At 36.2% G+C, this 17,450-nt stretch carries 20 protein-coding genes; 11 read left to right on the top strand and 9 right to left on the bottom strand.

What is annotated here, in order from left to right; genetic code table 11:
• Positions 1-42: 42 nt before the first annotated feature.
• On the top strand, positions 43-1,425 hold the full coding sequence (lysS, locus tag WIW72_RS03120) for a homocitrate synthase (protein ID WP_337701106.1): 1,383 nt from the start codon (positions 43-45) through the stop codon (positions 1,423-1,425).
• A 104-nt stretch (positions 1,426-1,529) separates the two neighbouring features.
• A complete protein-coding gene (locus tag WIW72_RS03115; RefSeq protein WP_337721228.1) occupies positions 1,530-2,660 on the top strand; it encodes a hypothetical protein in 1,131 nt (376 codons plus the stop codon).
• Positions 2,661-2,685: 25 nt separating this feature from the next.
• Here the strand turns inward: WIW72_RS03115 and WIW72_RS03110 are convergent, their stop codons facing one another.
• Entirely contained in the window at positions 2,686-3,393 is a 708-nt protein-coding gene (locus tag WIW72_RS03110; RefSeq protein WP_337701102.1) for a DUF357 domain-containing protein, read from the bottom strand.
• A complete protein-coding gene (dph5, locus tag WIW72_RS03105) occupies positions 3,375-4,151 on the bottom strand; it encodes a diphthine synthase (RefSeq protein ID WP_337701100.1) in 777 nt (258 codons plus the stop codon). The genes WIW72_RS03110 and dph5 overlap by 19 nt, the downstream gene beginning before the upstream one ends.
• Before the next feature lie 57 nt (positions 4,152-4,208).
• Here dph5 and WIW72_RS03100 point away from each other — a divergent pair, with 57 nt between their 5' ends.
• Genes WIW72_RS03100 through WIW72_RS03090 form a run of 3 tightly spaced genes read left to right on the top strand, consistent with a single transcriptional unit; the run spans position 4,209 to position 5,869 of the window.
• Positions 4,209-4,958 carry a metallophosphoesterase gene (locus tag WIW72_RS03100; protein ID WP_337701098.1) on the top strand — a complete coding sequence of 250 codons (750 nt, stop codon included), beginning with the start codon at positions 4,209-4,211 and terminating at the stop codon, positions 4,956-4,958.
• Between the two features lie 59 nt (positions 4,959-5,017).
• The gene (locus WIW72_RS03095) at positions 5,018-5,596 is read left to right on the top strand and encodes a TATA-box-binding protein (protein WP_156005905.1); all 579 of its coding nucleotides are present in this window, start codon (positions 5,018-5,020) and stop codon (positions 5,594-5,596) included.
• A gap of 24 nt (positions 5,597-5,620) precedes the next feature.
• Positions 5,621-5,869, top strand: a complete 249-nt coding sequence (locus WIW72_RS03090; RefSeq protein ID WP_337701096.1) for a DUF5622 domain-containing protein — start codon at positions 5,621-5,623, stop codon at positions 5,867-5,869.
• Here the strand turns inward: WIW72_RS03090 and WIW72_RS03085 are convergent.
• Both WIW72_RS03085 and WIW72_RS03080 read right to left on the bottom strand, forming a co-directional pair.
• Entirely contained in the window at positions 5,850-6,911 is a 1,062-nt protein-coding gene (locus tag WIW72_RS03085) for a DUF373 family protein (protein WP_337701095.1), read from the bottom strand. The genes WIW72_RS03090 and WIW72_RS03085 overlap by 20 nt on opposite strands.
• A complete protein-coding gene (locus WIW72_RS03080; RefSeq protein WP_337701093.1) occupies positions 6,883-7,827 on the bottom strand; it encodes a coiled-coil protein in 945 nt (314 codons plus the stop codon). The genes WIW72_RS03085 and WIW72_RS03080 overlap by 29 nt, the downstream gene beginning before the upstream one ends.
• A gap of 166 nt (positions 7,828-7,993) precedes the next feature.
• On the opposite strand from WIW72_RS03080, the gene WIW72_RS03075 reads away from it, so the two are divergent.
• The 3 genes from WIW72_RS03075 to WIW72_RS03065 all read left to right on the top strand — a co-directional run bounded on the left by WIW72_RS03075 (position 7,994) and on the right by WIW72_RS03065 (position 9,590).
• Positions 7,994-8,272, top strand: coding sequence for an H/ACA RNA-protein complex protein Gar1 (locus WIW72_RS03075; protein WP_337701091.1), 279 nt, complete (start codon positions 7,994-7,996; stop codon positions 8,270-8,272).
• A complete protein-coding gene (locus WIW72_RS03070; RefSeq protein WP_337701089.1) occupies positions 8,269-9,153 on the top strand; it encodes a transcription initiation factor IIB in 885 nt (294 codons plus the stop codon). Before WIW72_RS03075 ends, WIW72_RS03070 begins: the two co-directional genes overlap by 4 nt.
• A gap of 62 nt (positions 9,154-9,215) precedes the next feature.
• Positions 9,216-9,590: a winged helix-turn-helix domain-containing protein gene (locus WIW72_RS03065; RefSeq protein WP_337701087.1), complete on the top strand. Its 375-nt coding sequence runs from the start codon at positions 9,216-9,218 to the stop codon at positions 9,588-9,590.
• Here the strand turns inward: WIW72_RS03065 and WIW72_RS03060 are convergent.
• Genes WIW72_RS03060 through WIW72_RS03040 form a run of 5 tightly spaced genes read right to left on the bottom strand, consistent with a single transcriptional unit; the run spans position 9,583 to position 13,959 of the window.
• Positions 9,583-10,707, bottom strand: a complete 1,125-nt coding sequence (locus WIW72_RS03060; RefSeq protein ID WP_337701085.1) for a tRNA (guanine(26)-N(2))-dimethyltransferase — start codon at positions 10,705-10,707, stop codon at positions 9,583-9,585. The two genes, WIW72_RS03065 and WIW72_RS03060, sit on opposite strands and share 8 nt — an antisense overlap.
• The gene (locus WIW72_RS03055) at positions 10,694-11,617 is read right to left on the bottom strand and encodes a helix-turn-helix domain-containing protein (protein WP_337701083.1); all 924 of its coding nucleotides are present in this window, start codon (positions 11,615-11,617) and stop codon (positions 10,694-10,696) included. Before WIW72_RS03055 ends, WIW72_RS03060 begins: the two co-directional genes overlap by 14 nt.
• The gene (locus WIW72_RS03050) at positions 11,604-12,023 is read right to left on the bottom strand and encodes a DUF61 family protein (RefSeq protein WP_337701081.1); all 420 of its coding nucleotides are present in this window, start codon (positions 12,021-12,023) and stop codon (positions 11,604-11,606) included. Before WIW72_RS03050 ends, WIW72_RS03055 begins: the two co-directional genes overlap by 14 nt.
• 4 nt (positions 12,024-12,027) lie before the next feature.
• Positions 12,028-12,723 (bottom strand): fibrillarin-like rRNA/tRNA 2'-O-methyltransferase, encoded by a 696-nt coding sequence (locus WIW72_RS03045; protein ID WP_337701079.1) that lies wholly within the window; start codon positions 12,721-12,723, stop codon positions 12,028-12,030.
• Between the two features lie 6 nt (positions 12,724-12,729).
• Positions 12,730-13,959, bottom strand: a complete 1,230-nt coding sequence (locus WIW72_RS03040) for a C/D box methylation guide ribonucleoprotein complex aNOP56 subunit (protein ID WP_337701077.1) — start codon at positions 13,957-13,959, stop codon at positions 12,730-12,732.
• 61 nt (positions 13,960-14,020) lie between these two features.
• On the opposite strand from WIW72_RS03040, the gene WIW72_RS03035 reads away from it, so the two are divergent.
• Genes WIW72_RS03035 through gatE form a run of 3 tightly spaced genes read left to right on the top strand, consistent with a single transcriptional unit; the run spans position 14,021 to position 17,434 of the window.
• The gene (locus WIW72_RS03035) at positions 14,021-14,176 is read left to right on the top strand and encodes a 30S ribosomal protein S30e (protein WP_156005929.1); all 156 of its coding nucleotides are present in this window, start codon (positions 14,021-14,023) and stop codon (positions 14,174-14,176) included.
• Positions 14,177-14,208: 32 nt separating this feature from the next.
• Positions 14,209-15,552: a Glu-tRNA(Gln) amidotransferase subunit GatD gene (gene gatD / locus WIW72_RS03030; RefSeq protein WP_337701075.1), complete on the top strand. Its 1,344-nt coding sequence runs from the start codon at positions 14,209-14,211 to the stop codon at positions 15,550-15,552.
• Positions 15,530-17,434, top strand: coding sequence for a Glu-tRNA(Gln) amidotransferase subunit GatE (gatE, locus tag WIW72_RS03025; protein ID WP_337701073.1), 1,905 nt, complete (start codon positions 15,530-15,532; stop codon positions 17,432-17,434). Before gatD ends, gatE begins: the two co-directional genes overlap by 23 nt.
• Positions 17,435-17,450 lie beyond the last annotated feature (16 nt).

Below are 17,450 nucleotides of genomic sequence, written 5' to 3'. Positions count from 1 at the left end.
ACCATTTTATTTATAACCACATTACTGTCATAGACATTACAAATGAAAGTAGGAATCCTTGATTCAACACTTAGAGAAGGAGAACAAACACCTGGAGTAGTATTTACCGTAGAACAGAGAGTTGAAATAGCTAAAGCGTTATCTGATATAGGCGTTACAATGATAGAAGCAGGGCACCCTGCAGTGTCTGCTGACATTTACGAGGGTATAAAAAGAATAGTCAAAATGAAGAAGGAAGGCGTAATTACTTCAGAAATACTAGGGCACAGCAGAGCAGTCAAAAGGGATATTGAGGTGGCAGCTGAATTAGAAGTAGATAGAATTGCAATTTTCTATGGTATAAGCGATATTCATTTAAAGGCAAAGCACCATGTCACCAAGGAAGAAGCACTGAAGATAATTTCAGAGACCGTGAGTTACGCTAAAAGCCACGGAGTTAAGGTCAGATTTACTGCTGAAGACGCTACACGAGCAGATTACCAATATCTTCTTGAAGTAATAAAGACTGCCAAAGACGCAGGTGCTGATCGTATAAGTATTGCAGATACTGTAGGAGTTTTGTACCCTTCGAAAACTAGAGAGTTATTTAAGGATCTAACTTCTAGATTTCCAGACGTAGAGTTTGATATACATGCACATAATGATCTGGGAATGGCTGTAGCAAACGCTTTGGCTGCGGTAGAAGGAGGGGCTACTATTATTCATGCAACCGTAAACGGACTGGGAGAGAGGGTAGGAATTGTTCCTCTTCAAGTAGTAGTTGCCGCATTGAAATATCATTTCGGTGTAGAGGTCGTTAAACTAGAAAAACTACCTGAGGTAGCCAGTCTTGTTGAGAAATATAGCGGGATTCCGATGCCTCCGAACTTCCCGATTACCGGTGATTACGCGTTTGTGCATAAAGCGGGAATTCACGTTGCCGGAATTCTTAACGACCCGTCAACCTATGAATTTATGCCACCCCAAACTTTCGGAAGAAATAGAGATTATGTAATAGACAAATATACTGGAAAACATGCCCTTAAAGACAGATTCGAAAAGTTAGGTGTCAAGCTATCTGATAGTGAATTAGATCAAGTTTTAGCTAAAATAAAAGCAAACCCTAGTGCAAGATTCTATCGTGACGTAGATCTACTGGAGCTTGCTGAGAATGTTACCGGGAGAATACTAAAACCGAGACCTCCTGAAAACATTCAGGCTATCGTATCCGTAAAATGTGACTCGAATGTTTACACAACTGCTGTAACTAGGCGCTTATCGGTAGTACAAGGAGTTAAAGAAGTAATGGAGATATCTGGAGATTATGATATAATAGTGAAGGTTGAGGCTAAAGATACTAATGAGTTAAATCAAATAATTGAAAGTATAAGATCCGTTAAGGGAGTTAGGTCTACTCTTACATCTTTAGTCCTCAAGAAGATGTAAAGTTTTTAACACCTTCTTGCGAATTCGTGAAGCATACGCGGATGAAAAGATTTTATTTTTAACTTTCAACCTACTCTGCTCATTTTTAATTTTTCAGTTACTTCATGAGAAGTAAGAGAGGAATCTCAAGTATATTAGGTGCTGTAATACTAGTGCAAATAATAATAATGTCATTATTAGTAGTTTTATCCGTAGAGCAACAGCTAGGTTCATCATCTCAAAATCTGATAAAGAGATTAAATTATTATTCACAGAACTCTCCTCTTTCTACAATAGAAATTAATGGAAATTATTATATAACTTCTCCCTCGCGACAATACATATGTTACATAATATATCCGAATGAGTTAAAACCTATACATGAGAAAATCAGTATACCAGTTTCTATAAACTCCTTATTAGGGGAATATCCATGGGCTATTATCATTACAAATAAGGGCACTTGGTATAACGTAACGTCTTTAGGAATATATTCCGATACAGGTAACAAATTATACTCTTTACAGCAACTGGTTAGTATGGCTGGAATTCCGTATTCAGGGAACTTCCCAATAACTGAGGTTGAAAGTCCGGATTGGGATTATCTAAGAGGTATAAGCACACCAGATCCCTTTGCTTTAGCACCTTTAAACCTCACTCTGGTATTACTCGATAATAATTGTGTACCGATAGGTAATATTACTTATCCATATGAGATTACAAACACAATTTTGAAGATTATCCCACCCGGTCAATACCAATGGATAAATTTGACGTTCAAAAAACCAAATTTAAATGAGCAGTTGACCTTAAACCCAATTGCCCCAACCGATTCTAGTTACTGTTTAGGTGGCTTATATCTTCCGGTTTATAATGAAACTAAAAATCATTATAGTGACGGTTATATATATTATGCAATAGGTGTAGCGGAAGGTTTAAATAATCTCGTACCGAGTATTACGGGTTCAAGCTATTCATATTACGGTACTATAAGTTACGATTACAATTGGTATGGTGTAACATTCGTACCAGACCCGTTCATTTACTACATAGCATTTTTCCAAGTTGATATAAACCCATCTAATTTAACAGTATACTACTACGTAGAGTATGGCACGTATCTACACACAAATGGAGTAATTAATAAATGGCATTATATAGGCTCTGTGAAGTTTATTAAAAACGTATTATTTAATAATGCACCTTTGTACATAGCTATTCCAAATGGAGTTTATTTGTTAAACGTTAGCACTTGAAAAATAAATATAAGAATGCCTGTTTCTATTCCTTTTTATTATCATCTTTTTTATTACAATACCTCTTTACTATCTCTTGAATTATAGAAGATGTACTCGAATGTTCATACGTGGATATCCTTTGAGGTAATCGCATAATTTGAACGTTTTCTAAACCTCTTTTTTTAAGCTCATCAATTAATTTACTTTCATCGACTTTCTGATCTGGTCCTAGGAATAACACGTCAGGACGCACTCGTTCCACACTCTTTAGGAAGTCGTTTTCGTCGCCTAGGAAGGCTTCGTAAACATATCTTATGCTTCTTATTACCTCTAATCTATGATTTTCGTCATTTATGGGTCTTCTTCCCTTTATTTTTTCCGAATTTTTGTCCCTAGCTACAGCTACATGTACTAACCCGTATTTAGACGCCTCTTTAAGTAGTTCTATGTGTCCAGGATGAATAATGTCAAACGTTCCTGCTACGAATACTTTCTTCGGTATTTGTAGTTCTAAATTTATATTCTCGTTGAAAGCAATAGAATCTAGCAGACCTTCGGCATAGACTATATCTACTAGAGCAGTTATATAGTCTCCCTTTTCCAGATAGTATTTGGCATCCTGCGTATATTGTCGTGCTAAATCATAAATCTTTCTATATTTTTCTATAAAGAATGATGGAACTTTCTTAAGTCTTTCCTCCATTCCTCTAATATACTTTTCAGCCCTATTTTTTACCTCTTCATCAAACATTTTAACCCCTCGCTTTCCATGAAGTGTAGGGACTTAGAGGGATAAACTATTATATGTGGTTGGGGCTTAAACTGATAATTAACCACATCGCTAAGTTTCATTGCTACGACTTCTTCGTCTTGACAGCCCAATCTTTGTCCCACAATTATCACATCGTCTCGTGAAATAACTCTCATTTTCTCCATTTCTTCCATTTTAAGTAATAATGACACAGCTTCTATTGCACTCATTGGTTTATCGTCTCTTATATCTAAGTAAAAAACAGTATGAAGCTTACGCTCTTGATTTTCCTTAAGGACATAATAGGGTGTCGTATCTATCTTATCACCAAAAGGGTAAACTATAGTTACGGACTTTCCGAAACGATAAGAGGATAACATGCTTTTCGAGATCATGTAACAGTGAACCGAAACACCCGGAACAATTAGAAATTCGTGACCTCTATTCTTAGCCTCTGTTATTAGACTAATATGGGTAGTTGCTATCATAGGATCACCTATGGTAGCGATGGCAACGTTTTTTCCTTCATCTAGATATTGGAGAATTGTCTTGAAATTATTCTCCAATAGTGAACGATTCGCTGTAAATACATGAACATTATTCCCCGTTAGACTCGAGATTAACTCTTCATCAATGTCACACGATAAGGATGTATAGGAGTCTAAATATATTATATCTGAAGAGGATAACTCTTCTATAGCCTTTTTAGTCAGGAACTTACTGGACAAGCCTAGGCCGATTAGCTTTAACAGTGACACTTATGAAAGAGAGATTTATTAGATTTAAGATTTAGTATTACACTCATAAGTAAGGATATGATGAATTTAGCTTCTGAGATTTTTATTGCTGAAGACTTACCTGTAGTTTACGTAAAACCACTGAACGCCGTAGTTTTATCTGACGTTCATATAGGTTATGAGGAGGACATGGCTTCCAAGGGAATTTTTATACCTAAAATTCAGAAGAAAAGATTCCTAACAGTATACAAGAGAGCTCTTAAAGTCTTTAAAACTAATAAGTTAGTCGTGAACGGTGATTTTAAACATTCATTTAGTAAATTAAGCAAGCAAGAGAGGGCTGAACTTACAGAAATACTTACAACGCTTAAAGAGGAAGGAGTGGAGTTAAAAGTTATAAGGGGTAATCATGACAATTACCTTTCCTCACTTCTAGAGAAATTTGATAATGTAGAACTTCTAGATGAAATTGTTTATGATAAAATAATCATCTTTCACGGTCATAAAGAGATATCAATAGAGAAGGGTCGTATTTATATAATAGGTCATGAACATCCAAGATTGAGCATAAGGGATAAGCTGGGATTTGCACATAAAATTCAGTGTTTCTTAAAGGTACCACTGAATGAAGGAGCAACAGCCATTGTATTACCTGCAACCGGAACTTATCAGTCTGGTAACGACATCTCGTTAATTCACACGAATTATATGTCACCTTTAATGAGAAAAAACGGAGTACTAGAAAAGGCTAAACCTTACGGGATTATAGAAGGACAAGGAATAATGGAGTTCCCTGAACTCAGTCTTTTAAAAGACCTCATCCTTTAAAAAACAAGTTATTTATAAATGTCTTTATAAACTATTTTTAGGTGGTCTAAATATCAGAAATACCCTATAAGGCAGTAGTTAATATCGAGAATATAGTAGCTACTGTAACCCTTGAACAGTCGTTAGACCTTTACGCAATGGAGAGAAGCGTTCCAAACGTTGAATATGACCCTGATCAGTTTCCAGGTTTAATTTTCAGACTTGAATCTCCCAAGGTTACTTCATTAATTTTCAAGTCAGGTAAAATGGTAGTAACCGGAGCTAAAAGTACTGATGAATTGATCAAGGCAGTAAAGAGAATTATAAAGACGCTTAAAAAATACGGAATGCAACTTACCGGAAAACCTAAGATACAAATTCAAAATATAGTTGCATCAGCTAACCTTCATGTAATAGTTAATTTGGATAAGGCAGCATTTCTCCTTGAAAATAACATGTACGAGCCTGAACAGTTCCCAGGTTTAATATATAGAATGGACGAGCCTAGAGTAGTTTTACTCATATTCAGTAGCGGAAAAATGGTAATTACTGGAGCAAAAAGAGAAGACGAGGTACATAAGGCTGTAAAAAGAATTTTCGACAGGCTTGCCGAATTAGACTGTATAAGACCAGTAGAGGAAGAAGAGTTAGAGTTTTAAGAAAGTGTTGAATAGGTGAGAAACATGGCATTAAAACATCAGAAATATCAATATGTTCAAATAAGTCCGGATCATTTTGTAAAGATCCGTGTCTTCAAGTCTAGACTTGAAGAGTCTAATCCGCCAGACGCATATCTCATTTTAAACAGACTTGTAAAGAAGCTTCCTAGAAAAGCTAAAGTAATAAAAGTAGAAGATCTACCCGTCGAAATTAGGGATAAATTAGGGATAAAAACAGAAGAAAAAACTGAAACTAAGAAGGAGCAGAAGTAGAGTTGAACTTATATTTTTCTATTATATTCATAAGTATATACACAGAGATTAAAACGAGTGTAGTTATAGATAAGGAATAAATAGTTTGTAAACCTACTTCTGTTGAATTCTGTTCTAGGTTTTTAGCCACTACCACTATAATGTAATATATTATGACTGTCGAAAAGATCCTAAAAATATCATGCCACACTTTTATATCTTTAGCTATTATTTTGTTAACAGCCTTACCTCCGAATAGAACTACAGAAGCAAAAACAACATAGGGAAGTATACTTAATAGAACCTGAAATTCCGTGAGTGCATCATAAGTTTTCAAGCTGATAAAAACAAAATAACCGTTTACTATACCGGCGATAAGAGAAATTAATGCAATAATTGATACTATAACCATAATAGTAGAGTTTTCCCACCAACTTTCTATTAAATCATCTATTCCCAAACCTCTAATTATGAGTGCTGTTGCTATAACCATCATGATTATAGGACCGGCATAAGCTGTTAAATTAAGCAGGGAAAAGAGACCTAATATAAACAAAATGATCCCTGGTACTCCTAAAAAAATCCGTGAAAATCTGGGTTCTGATAAGGCTCTCTTTATATACCTCCCAAGTAGAGCATAAGTCTCTTCAACTCCCCTATACTGCTCTACCAAAACTCTCTCTATACCTGCGATGGGAAGCCTCGATTGAATTATTGGGATAGCTTTTGCGTCTTCAGGACTATCATATACTACTATAGCCTTAGATGGATTTACTTTTTTTATTACATCATCCAGTTTTTTTGAAAATTGTAACTGACTTTCCAATGAACTGCCTTCACTACCTGAAATAAATGCGATATCTACGTTTTGCCCTTCATTGCGCATTTTCTTGAATATATTATAAGCCACTATCATAGTGTTTAGATCTGAGTCGGTGGGAATTTTCTCCTCGGCGATCCTAATCGCTTGAGATACTTCTGACTCTCCTATAACTGGTGTCTTGATTCCAATCCTGCCTAAATCATCGTCAATATCAATGTATATTACCAGAATCTTCTCCATTATCATCATTTTGGTTGTAGTATAGTATTAAAAGTTCATCAAACGAAAGCCTCTTGTTAGTCTTCAATTTCTCTTCGATCTCTTTCCTTTTGCTTTCAATCATCTCCTTATTCACTGGATTAGCCTTTATCTGATTTTGGTATATCTCTGTCACATTCTTAGCATTCTTTATACTTTCCTTGATCTTCTTTAACTCATCTTTGAGCTGTTGAATTTCTTTTGATTTATTTTCTATATCTGTCCTAATAATTACAATCTGATCACTTATTGTTTTTATCTGATTATTTATGTCCTCTAATTCTTTTTTGAGTTTGTCTCTCTCCGCTTTCAGTTGTTGCAGAAGTTTTCTTTTCTCAGCAACTTGGCTACCTAATTCTAACATTTTTTGCCTTATATTAGATAGTTCCACTCTCTTAGCTAACAATTCTGCTTTACTTTCTACGTTCTTTTCCTTTAAAGAAGCTAGTTTCTTAGCAGTCTGTAACTTCCTTTCGAGTTCTGCTATTTTAAGAATAATTCTCTTTTCTTCTTCAAGTGAAAGAGTAGATGTTTGTAACTTCCACTCAAGCTGTTCAATTTTTTTCATTATCTGAACCGGATCTAACTTCTCTTTTACTTTCTCTGCATTCTTAAGCTGTTCAAACTCCTTTCTTATCTCGCTGATTACTTGAACTAAGTTTTGCTTCTGCGCTTTTAGCTGTCTTATTTCCTCGACCTTGGACTTTAACTCCTCCCTAACTTGCATGAGCTGTTCTCTTATAGATCTTATTTTTTCTACTTTTTCCCTTCTTTTTTCTTTTAGTTTCTTAACTTCTTCGATTAACTTTTCCTTCTTCTCTTTTAACTTTCTTATCTGCTCATATGCTAGTGAGAGCTTTTGTTGAATCTCGTCCTCTGAGGATTCAGCTGTTGACATTCACTTATCACTTTAATGTATGAAGATTTATTTTTATTTATAAGTAGCCGTAGGTTAATAAAGTATTTAACCCATAATCTAAATCCCAAGCAGAACGCCATTTTACGTTCTGTTATGCTGGTATTATTATAAATACTATCTAATATACAAAATGAGATGTGATCCTATGACAAAAATTAGACTTCTTGAAACTGGAAATTTCTATAAAAACAGTCTAGGTAATAAATGGCTAATTGAAGGAAAAAGAGAGATTGACTACTCTAAGTATAACTACATAGGAAAGATTATAGTTACAGAAAGTGGAAAAAGGATAGCAAAAGTTTTAGACATTATAGGTAATGTAAATAGACCGTTCATTTTAGCTGAACCTCTTACTAACGAGAAGCCTACCGAGAAATTGTTCATTGAGATTATAGAAAGAAAGAAAGGAGGTAGAAGAAAATGACCAAGTGTCCTAATTGCGGTTCTTCTGATTCGATAACTTTTGATCCCGAGAGAGGAATTCACGTATGTACCAGTTGCGGGTTCGTCATAGACGATATGATAATAGATCAGGGACCAGAGTGGAGAGCGTACACGACTGAAGATCGTATGGAAAGGGAAAGAACAGGGTCTCCGATAACGGCTAAGGTACACGATTTTGGCATAACAACAAAAATCGGATATCCCAGAGTCAAGGACAAGGCTAAGATACATAGATTGATACTGATGCAAAACAAATTAAGAGTACTTGCTAAGGAGAGAAAGTTAGTAACTTACTTGTCGGTATTAAATAGCGAAGCCTCTAAACTAAACTTACCCGATCATGTAAAGGAAACTGCAGCGTTACTGACAAGGAGGATAATAGAAGAAGGAAAAGCTAAGAGAATCGATATGTATACTCTAATTGCTGGAATCCTATACTATTCTTGCCAGGTTAACAAGATTCCCAAGTCATTGCAAGAGATAAAAAGTTTATATAATGTCTCCTCGTCCGATTTGTGGAAAGCTCTAGAGAGAATTCAAAGCGTGGCTAAAAGCGTTCAAGGTTTTAAGCCTACTATCAAACCTACTGAATATATACCGAAAATAATTGAAAAGTTAAACTTACCTCCTTACGTCTCTACTAAAGCATCAGAACTAGTCGATTTAATGCATAAAAACGGACTTACGAGTGGAAAGGGTTATACTGCACTTGCGGCTGCCAGTGTGTACTTAATAAGTACATTGATGGATGTAAAGAGAACTCAAAAAGAGGTGGCCGAAGCACTAAATATTACAGAAGTAACTATAAGAAATAGATACAAAGAAATAATCAGCAACTTCGACATAGAAGTAAAATTATGAGAGGGAAAAATAAATAAGCCTTAAAGTATATATATATTTACTGATAATTCGGTGATTTTAGAATGGAGTCAAGTTCTTCATCATATGAGGATCTTATTTATCAAAAGATAAAGGAGGCGGGCGAAAAAGGAATTCCCTTAAAAGAACTCATTAAGGAACTCGGACTTGATAGTAGGACAGCTAATCTCGCCATACGTAAGTTAATGAACAAGAAAGTTATAAGGAAGAACTCAGTTAAAGAAAATGGCAAGACAGTTGTTAAGTATTTTATTAATGAGGAGCCGACGCTCATAACGGTTAACTTAGACAATATAATTGAGATACCTTGTTTTACGTGCAAGAATTTGACTAAATGTGGAAATGGAAGTGTGGTCTCACCCACAACTTGTACCTACTTATCTAAGTTTATACTAATGAACATAAAAGGAGCTAGTTAACCTTAATACACTCTACAACTTCTTCAAAGTTTTTACTGGTTTTTATTCCTACAGTATCAAAGTGAGTAGCTGAAGCTTCTTTTAAACATTTTATGACTTTATCTTTAGGTGGTACGTTTCTTTTCAATCTTGGCGAAATAAAATCAAGTTTATAATAAGGTTCTTTGTATTCTGCTTCGACTGAAATTATCGAGATTAACCTAGATATAGTACTAAATGTAGATAGATAATTAAAGTGAACTAACCCCTCTTTAATCTTGTTGATCATATTTTTATCGTAAATTTCCCCATCCCAAGCAGGGCCGTAAGCTTTCATTGATGCCCCACATTTGGGGCATGTGGCATGTTGATAATAAACTGACTTATCTCTATAACCACACTTTGGACATTCATAATAGTAAACTAGTCTAGAAAGTAAACTGTCTGCCTTTTTAGCACCACCTTCTACCTTAAAAAATACCCTATAATAGTAGTCATGATAGAAGGAGAATACTGGTATTGCAGCTTTCTCTACTACTGCAGCTTCCCTTATCGCTTTTCCTATTAGCCCCCTTATTCCTACCTCTTTCGAAAAACTTAGTCTATCACAAATAATATCGTATTTTCTTCTAGCTGAGGATTTAGAGGAACAAACTAGAGCTGATAGATCAGTCGCAGTAATCCCGACATAGCCCCCTCTTATAACTGAGTGGAAAGATGCTAGTAGGAAAGGTGCAGGTGTTCCAAAGGGATCAATGTCTACGAAGTCAGCTTTAACTTCATAAAGTAAGGAGTTTGCATCTTTATTAAATACCTTACCTTTAATGTTATTGATCTTTATATTTTCATTTATTAATTCAACAGCTTCTTTACTTAAATCATTAAATATCACTTCTTCGACGCCTTCTACCTCTTTAAAGTACCTTATTCCTCTTATTCCAGTTGCTGACAATGCATCTACTATGCGTCTAGGTCTAATTATATTCAAAAATAGCACACTTATGTCTCTATTTAATTCCATTCTTGGGTTGTAGAAAACCGGAGCCCAACTAGGATCGAACTTACCTTCTTTTTCATATTCTTTAGGATCTGGGACTAGAATTTCAGCTTTTCCTTCCCGTATTTTAGTTAATTTCATTTTCGATCTTATCTATATCTTCTACAGTGTATGCATTGAAACTCTCTTTTTCATAAGCCTTGAGCGTCTTAGATGTTTTGGCAATGACCACTAGTTCACCGTTAACTTTAGAAACTAACTTACTTGCCTCATTAAATTTCTTTAGAGAAGTTGAAACGTTTTCTGCTTCAATACAGAAGAACATCTTTTTATTATCTCTGGAAGCCGCAAGGTCTACAGTAGTAAAATTAAACCTGACTATCTTATATCCGTTTCCCACTAACTTTTTAACTAATAAGCTTGTTACATCTCTATCATTCCCTACATCCAAATCCTTGTCATCAACTTTTACATCTTCTGTCTTAAAATCACTTATTATGTCCCCTAATATTCTCTCTCCGAACATATCTACTAGTTTTTCGGCTACGTCAATTGATACGTAGGAGTCCTCTTTTTCATAATCATAAATCGAAATCCTAGATACTCCCAGCTTCTCTGCTAATTCACCCAAGCTCATACCTTTTTCTTCTCTTATCTTTCTAAGTTCTTTAGAGTTTATCTTTACGAAAATACCCCCTCTGGTTTTTAGCAAGAATATTTTCTCACCGCTAACTACTTTCTCAAACGTAGTGGAGCTCATTACCAGCACCTTATCCCTATCATTTATAACTTCCTCGTCTACCTGATCGTCTATTAAGATAGGTAATGCGCCACTTAACGTAGCCATTTTCTTTAAGTCTTTTACTAGTTTGCTGTTATGGACGTATTTGCTGGAAGTTACTTTTAATATAAATGAACGCGAGTTATCTGCACTATCGCTCTTCTTTCTTGCAATTATATCTATAGATTTGTTTTTTTCTGGATAGTGAATGATAGAATAATCATAATACCCCCTTAACAAAACTCTTTCTATCTCGTTAATAGTACTCATCGTTTTCATCACCACTACTAAGAGAGCCTAATGGACTTAATGTAATAAACACGAGAGACTTATATTCTTTTATAATCTTTTCTACATCACCTATTGTCATATAACTTTTTATATCTTTCTTCAATAACGCAGAAATTGCCTTATTTTCCCACTCTGAACCATTTAAAACATACTCACCTGGATTTAGAGTTTTAACAATTACAAAAGGGATCTTAACTAAATCCCATAAGTAAAGGGGGAGATTTTTAGATAGTTTTTCTAACTCTTCCTTCTTGAAGTAGTGTTTAAAACCGCCGTTAACTTTTACGTAATTGTTACCGTCTAGAGCTTGCTTTAACGTTACGAATTCTTGTGGGTAATAAGAAATAGTTCCTTTAATTCCTATGTCGAAAATTTTATCGAACATGGTTTCACTTAAGTCTCGCCAATACCATCGCGTGATCTTTGTCGTAAGGGTCTAGTTGAATTACTTCGATCACATCGAATCCTTTTTCTTCTAATTTTTTAGCCTCACTCTTATAGATTTCTTTGGGATCTTTAGTTACATCTATACTTCTGGCTTTTATTGCCATCATTAGATAACCTTTATCCTTCAAGAAAAACTCAGCGTTATAAATTGCTATATCGGTCTCATCTGGCTGTGCAATATCTACATAAACCACATCAACATCCTCAACTAGAGCCCTATAGTATTGTGGAAATCTAGCGTCTGCCAAAATAGGGAATAAATTAGGTCTGTGCTGGGCAACCAGAATAAGTTCCCTGACTACTCTAGGAGAGAACTCAACAGCATAAACTTTACCTTGCATTTCAACAATATCCGATACGTGACTTGGAGTTGTTCCTGAAGCAGCTCCTAGATAAAGAACCTTTGTATTCCTTGTTATTGGATTGTGTTTAAGCCCTTTCTGAATTGCTCCTGCAAGCTTACTTCTAAAGGAGTTCCATTCCCTATATTCAATACCGTTTACTTTGATCAATCTCTCGCCGTAAACATTATGGCCTGGTGCTAGATTCTTCGTACAAAGCCTTACAGTCCCGTCATTATATACGCACTCATAGATGTTATCAAACTCGCTTTTCTCAACCTTGACTACTTCTGACATAATTTCTCACTCTCGCTTGTTCTTCTTTTTTCTCTTTTCATTCTTTTTACCTTTTTGTTTCGGCTTAGGTTGTTGCTCCTGGACTTTTTTAGGTGGAGGCTGAGCATACTTTGTCTTAATCTCTTCGATCCTCTTCTTAAGTTCCTCATTTAACTTATCACCAATAAACCTACCGCTGAACTGATCTACTCTAGCAGCTATTGCTAACTTTGCTGCTAAAGCTCTAGCAATTTTACCCCTCTGCCATCTGGGGGATGTGTGAATATCGGGATATTGAAAGATGACACCGTGCTTTGGTGGTCTACCTTTCTTTCTTAACGCCCTAAAGAGTGCTTTTTCAGCTCCTAAGACTTGTATAGTACTTGCTGGCATTTTAGCTAAGTCCTCAAGACTTCCTGCTAAACTTAAAAGCCTAGCTCCCAGAGTAGGCCCCACAAGTGCGGTTATATTCGGAGCAACTTCTTTCATTACCGACTCTATATAATCAGTTAGCTCTCTTCTAATTCTGTATAACTCTAAGATAGTATCACTTAGCATTCTAACTGACTTAATATCTACATCTGTAACATCTGCTCCAATACTTTTTTTAGCCGCAGTAAGAAGTCTCTGTGATTTCTCTTTGCTTAATCCCAATTCTATCAGTCCTTCCTCATTTATCTCGTCTCTATAGCCGAACTTGGAAACTATTGATGCATATAATTCATGATCGTCAATTAAATTATCCAATTCTGGGAAATGGATGCTGTACCATTCCCTTAATCTCTCGGAGAATAAGTTGATAGTCTTATCTATATCGTCAATTGCTCTTATAGCCTGAATCGCTAGTAGATCCCTTTTACTTGCTGCGCCCCTTAGTTTCCTTCTTGTATATTCAAAGGATACTTCATACAAGAAGGAGTAAAGTTCTTCTTCCGATGAGACAAACTTAGTTTCTAAAGCTACTTTAGGAAGAGATTGCCTGAAAGTCTTACTTCCAATATTATGAATTTCTACTGATGCCTTCACTCCGCTCTTTTGAAGCTCTGGTATTTCAGCCTCATTCTCGACTACAACCTCGTCTGGCCTTAACTTACTTATTAATTCTTTTGCTGAGGGTAGGGGAGTTCCCTTCTCGTTTTCTATAAGAGCTTCCACAACCTTACCTAAATCTTTAGGATTTAATACATAATCTAATAGCTTCCCTTGCTCGTCATATGCAAAGGATCCTATCGCGTGCTCTACTAAGTATATTTTCATCAATTATCAAACCCATTATTTAACATTTAAGTTTAAATTTTTCCTTTACCACATTTTATTTATGCCATCTCACGGTTCATTAACAAAGGCTGGTAAAGTAAGGAACGCTACACCTAAAATGCCTAAAAAGGAGAAGCACAAAGAAGTGCCGAGAGTTAGGAACAAGCTAGAGTACGAGAAGAGAGTACTTAAGGCATCACAAGCTAAAGCTAGGTAAAGATTTTTAGTCCCAGTTTTTCTCCTTTTATTATGTCTGAAACTTACGCAGGTAAGGCACTTGATTTTTTAAAGAAATTTAACTTACAAGAAGGGGATGCCATAGAGCTTACAAAAAATGGGGTAATACTAAAAGGAATTATAATGCCCTCTTATTCTTCATCTGATGACATTTTAGTCATAAAACTTGATAACGGATATAACATCGGTATATCCGTAGATAGTATATCCGAAGTTAAGCTGATAAAGAGAGGAGAAAAAAGAGAGGAGAAAAGGGCAGAGGAGAAAGCGGTTAAAGACAAGAGTGAAGTCGTTATAATCAGCACTGGAGGCACTATAGTAAGCAAAATAGAATACGATACCGGTGCTGTAAGACCTGCTTTGACAACTGAAGAAATTCTCAAGTTCATGCCTGAGATAAACGAGATAGCTAAAATTGACGCAAAAGTTTTGTTTTCCATACTTAGCGAGAATATGAAGCCTGAATACTGGATAAAAATAGCAAACGAAGTAAAGAATGCTTTAGATAAGGGAGCAAAAGGAGTAGTTGTCGCTCACGGAACTGATACTATGGCTTACACAGCATCAGCTTTAGCATTCTCGCTTAAGAGCCTAACCGGACCGGTAGTTATGGTAGGGTCTCAGAGGAGTAGTGATAGACCAAGCAGCGACGCGCCTATAAACCTTTTGACCTCCGTTCTGGTAGCAAAAGATGCTCCGTTTGCTGAAGTTACGGTTAATATGCATGGGGAATCATCCGATACTTACACCCTAGTCCACAGAGGTGTAAAAGTTAGAAAAATGCATACAAGTAGAAGAGACGCATTCCAAAGTGTTAATGACATCCCATTGGCTAAGGTGTATTATAGGGAAAGAAAAATAGAGATTCTCAGAGACGATTACATAAGGAAGAAGGACGCAAACGAAGTAGACGCTAAGTTCGACCCTAACGTCTTCCTATTAAAGTACTACCCTGGTCTACTGCCGGACATAATCGATTACTTAATGAGTAAGGGTGTAAAAGGTATTATAGTCGAGGGAACTGGTTTAGGACACACATCCTCCGAATTTTATAATGCGTTCAAGAAAGCTACTAAGGACGGTATATTTGTAGGGATGACTTCACAGTGCTTGTTCGGGAGGGTAAACATGAACGTTTATGCTACGGGAAGACTCCTTCAGGAAGCTGGGGTAGTACCTTTAGAGGATATGTTACCTGAAACAGCTTTGGTCAAGCTCATGTGGGTTTTAGCTCATGAAACAGACTTAGATAAGGTTAAAGAGCTTATGCTCACTAATTTTGTAGGAGAAATTAATCCGATTCACGTTCCCGAAATGTATCCCAGGTGGTATCATGACAGAATTAGATTACAGTAAGTTAGGGTTAAAAGTAGGATTGGAAATACATCAGCAATTAAATACCTCTCACAAACTCTTCTGCAACTGTGATACATCTCTAAATGAAACCTTTCATGCATCATTAGAGAGGTATTTAAGGCCCTCATTCAGCGAGTTAGGAGAAGTAGATATAGCTGCTTTGTTCGAGTGGCAAAAAGGTAAGAAATATGTTTATAAGTTACCCAAAAACTCATGCCTTGTCGAATGCGACGAGGAGCCCCCTCATTTGATCAACGAAGAGGCTTTGGGCATAGTCACGGCCATAGCCCTTTCACTCCACAGTACGTTAGTTGACGAAGTTTACGTAATGAGGAAAATAGTTATAGATGGCTCCAATACTTCCGGCTTTCAGAGAACAGCTATTATAGCTTTGGGAGGATACATAGAAGTAGATGGTAATAAGATAGGTATACAAACAATTGCCCTAGAAGAAGACGCATCGAGAAAAATAAGTGATAATAAAGATGAAATCGTCTACAACCTAGATAGGCTAGGCGTACCGTTAATAGAGATCTCCACAGCCCCGGACATACATACACCAGAACAAGCTGAAAAGGTAGCCTTTGCAATTGGTCAGTTATTGAGAATGACCGGAAAAGTAAAAAGAGGAATAGGGACAATAAGACAAGACCTAAACGTATCTATTCAGGGTGGAGTTAAGACTGAAATCAAGGGAGTTCAGAGATTAGAGCTCGTCCCGGAGATAATAAGAAACGAAGCGAGGAGACAGTACGAGTTATTAAAGATCAAAGAAGAGTTAACTCAGAGAAGAGGAGTTACTAAAGAGTTGATTCTTGAAAATTATAAGCCTACAGACCTAACTTCGATCTTTGCTTCCACAAATAGTAGACTGGTAAAGAAAGAACTGGAAAAGGGAGCTTTAGTCTACGGAGTTAAGATACCTAAGTTTAGAGGGATTTTCGGATGGGAACTAATGAAAAACAGAAGGTTCGGAACGGAAGTTGCAGATTACGTGAGAGTTTTAGCCGGTCTAGGGGGACTATTTCACTCAGATGAATTACCCAATTATGGAATATCTCAGGAAGAAGTAGACAAGGTAAAGAAAGCATTAAATGTAAGTGAAGAAGACGCTTTCGTACTGGTAGTCGGGGATAAAGCTAGGTTACAACTGGCTCTCGATACGATAAGAGACCGTATTTTATACGCTCTGGAAGGGATCCCAAAAGAGACGAGGGCTGCTCTCGAGGACGGAACTACAAAGTTTATGAGACCTCAGCCCGGTTCTGCCAGAATGTACCCAGAGACAGATATACCGCCTAGAAGAATTGACTCTAAGATAATAGAATTAGCAAAGACTTTTATGCCTGAGAAGCCTGAAAGTAAACTGAAAAAGTTTGTGGATCTGGGGTTAAGTAAAGAGCTTGCTACTGCGATGTTAAACAGTACCAAAATAGACCTTTTTGAAGAGCTTGTGAATAAATATTCTCCTAAAGTTTCTCCATCCGTGATTGCCTCAGTACTGGAGGTCAACTTAAAGTACGTAAAGTCTAAGGGAGGAGATATATCAATAATTACCGATGACTTATTAGAGTACATGATAAAGTTACTTTACGAAGACAAGATAAGTAAGGACTCAATTCCTGAAATATTGCTAGAATATTCCTTAACGAAGGAAGATATAAATAAACTCGTGGAGAAATATTCTAAGATTAGTGATGAACAACTGGAGAAGATCGTAGATCAAGTAATCCAAGAAAATATAAGAATTATCGAGGAGAAAGGGGATAAAGCATTTAATGTAATAATGGGTAAAGTAATGTCCAAAGTTAGAGGTAAAGTGGAAGGCAGGAAAGTAGCGGAAATAATATCGAAAAGAATGAAGAATTACCCCCGATCCTGAATTTATGATGAAAAGG

It is taken from the genome of Stygiolobus sp. CP859M, assembly GCF_037389975.1.
Classification (GTDB): domain Archaea; phylum Thermoproteota; class Thermoprotei_A; order Sulfolobales; family Sulfolobaceae; genus Stygiolobus.
Note: the sequence above shows the minus strand (reverse complement) of the source record. Positions and strands in the feature narration are given on the sequence as shown.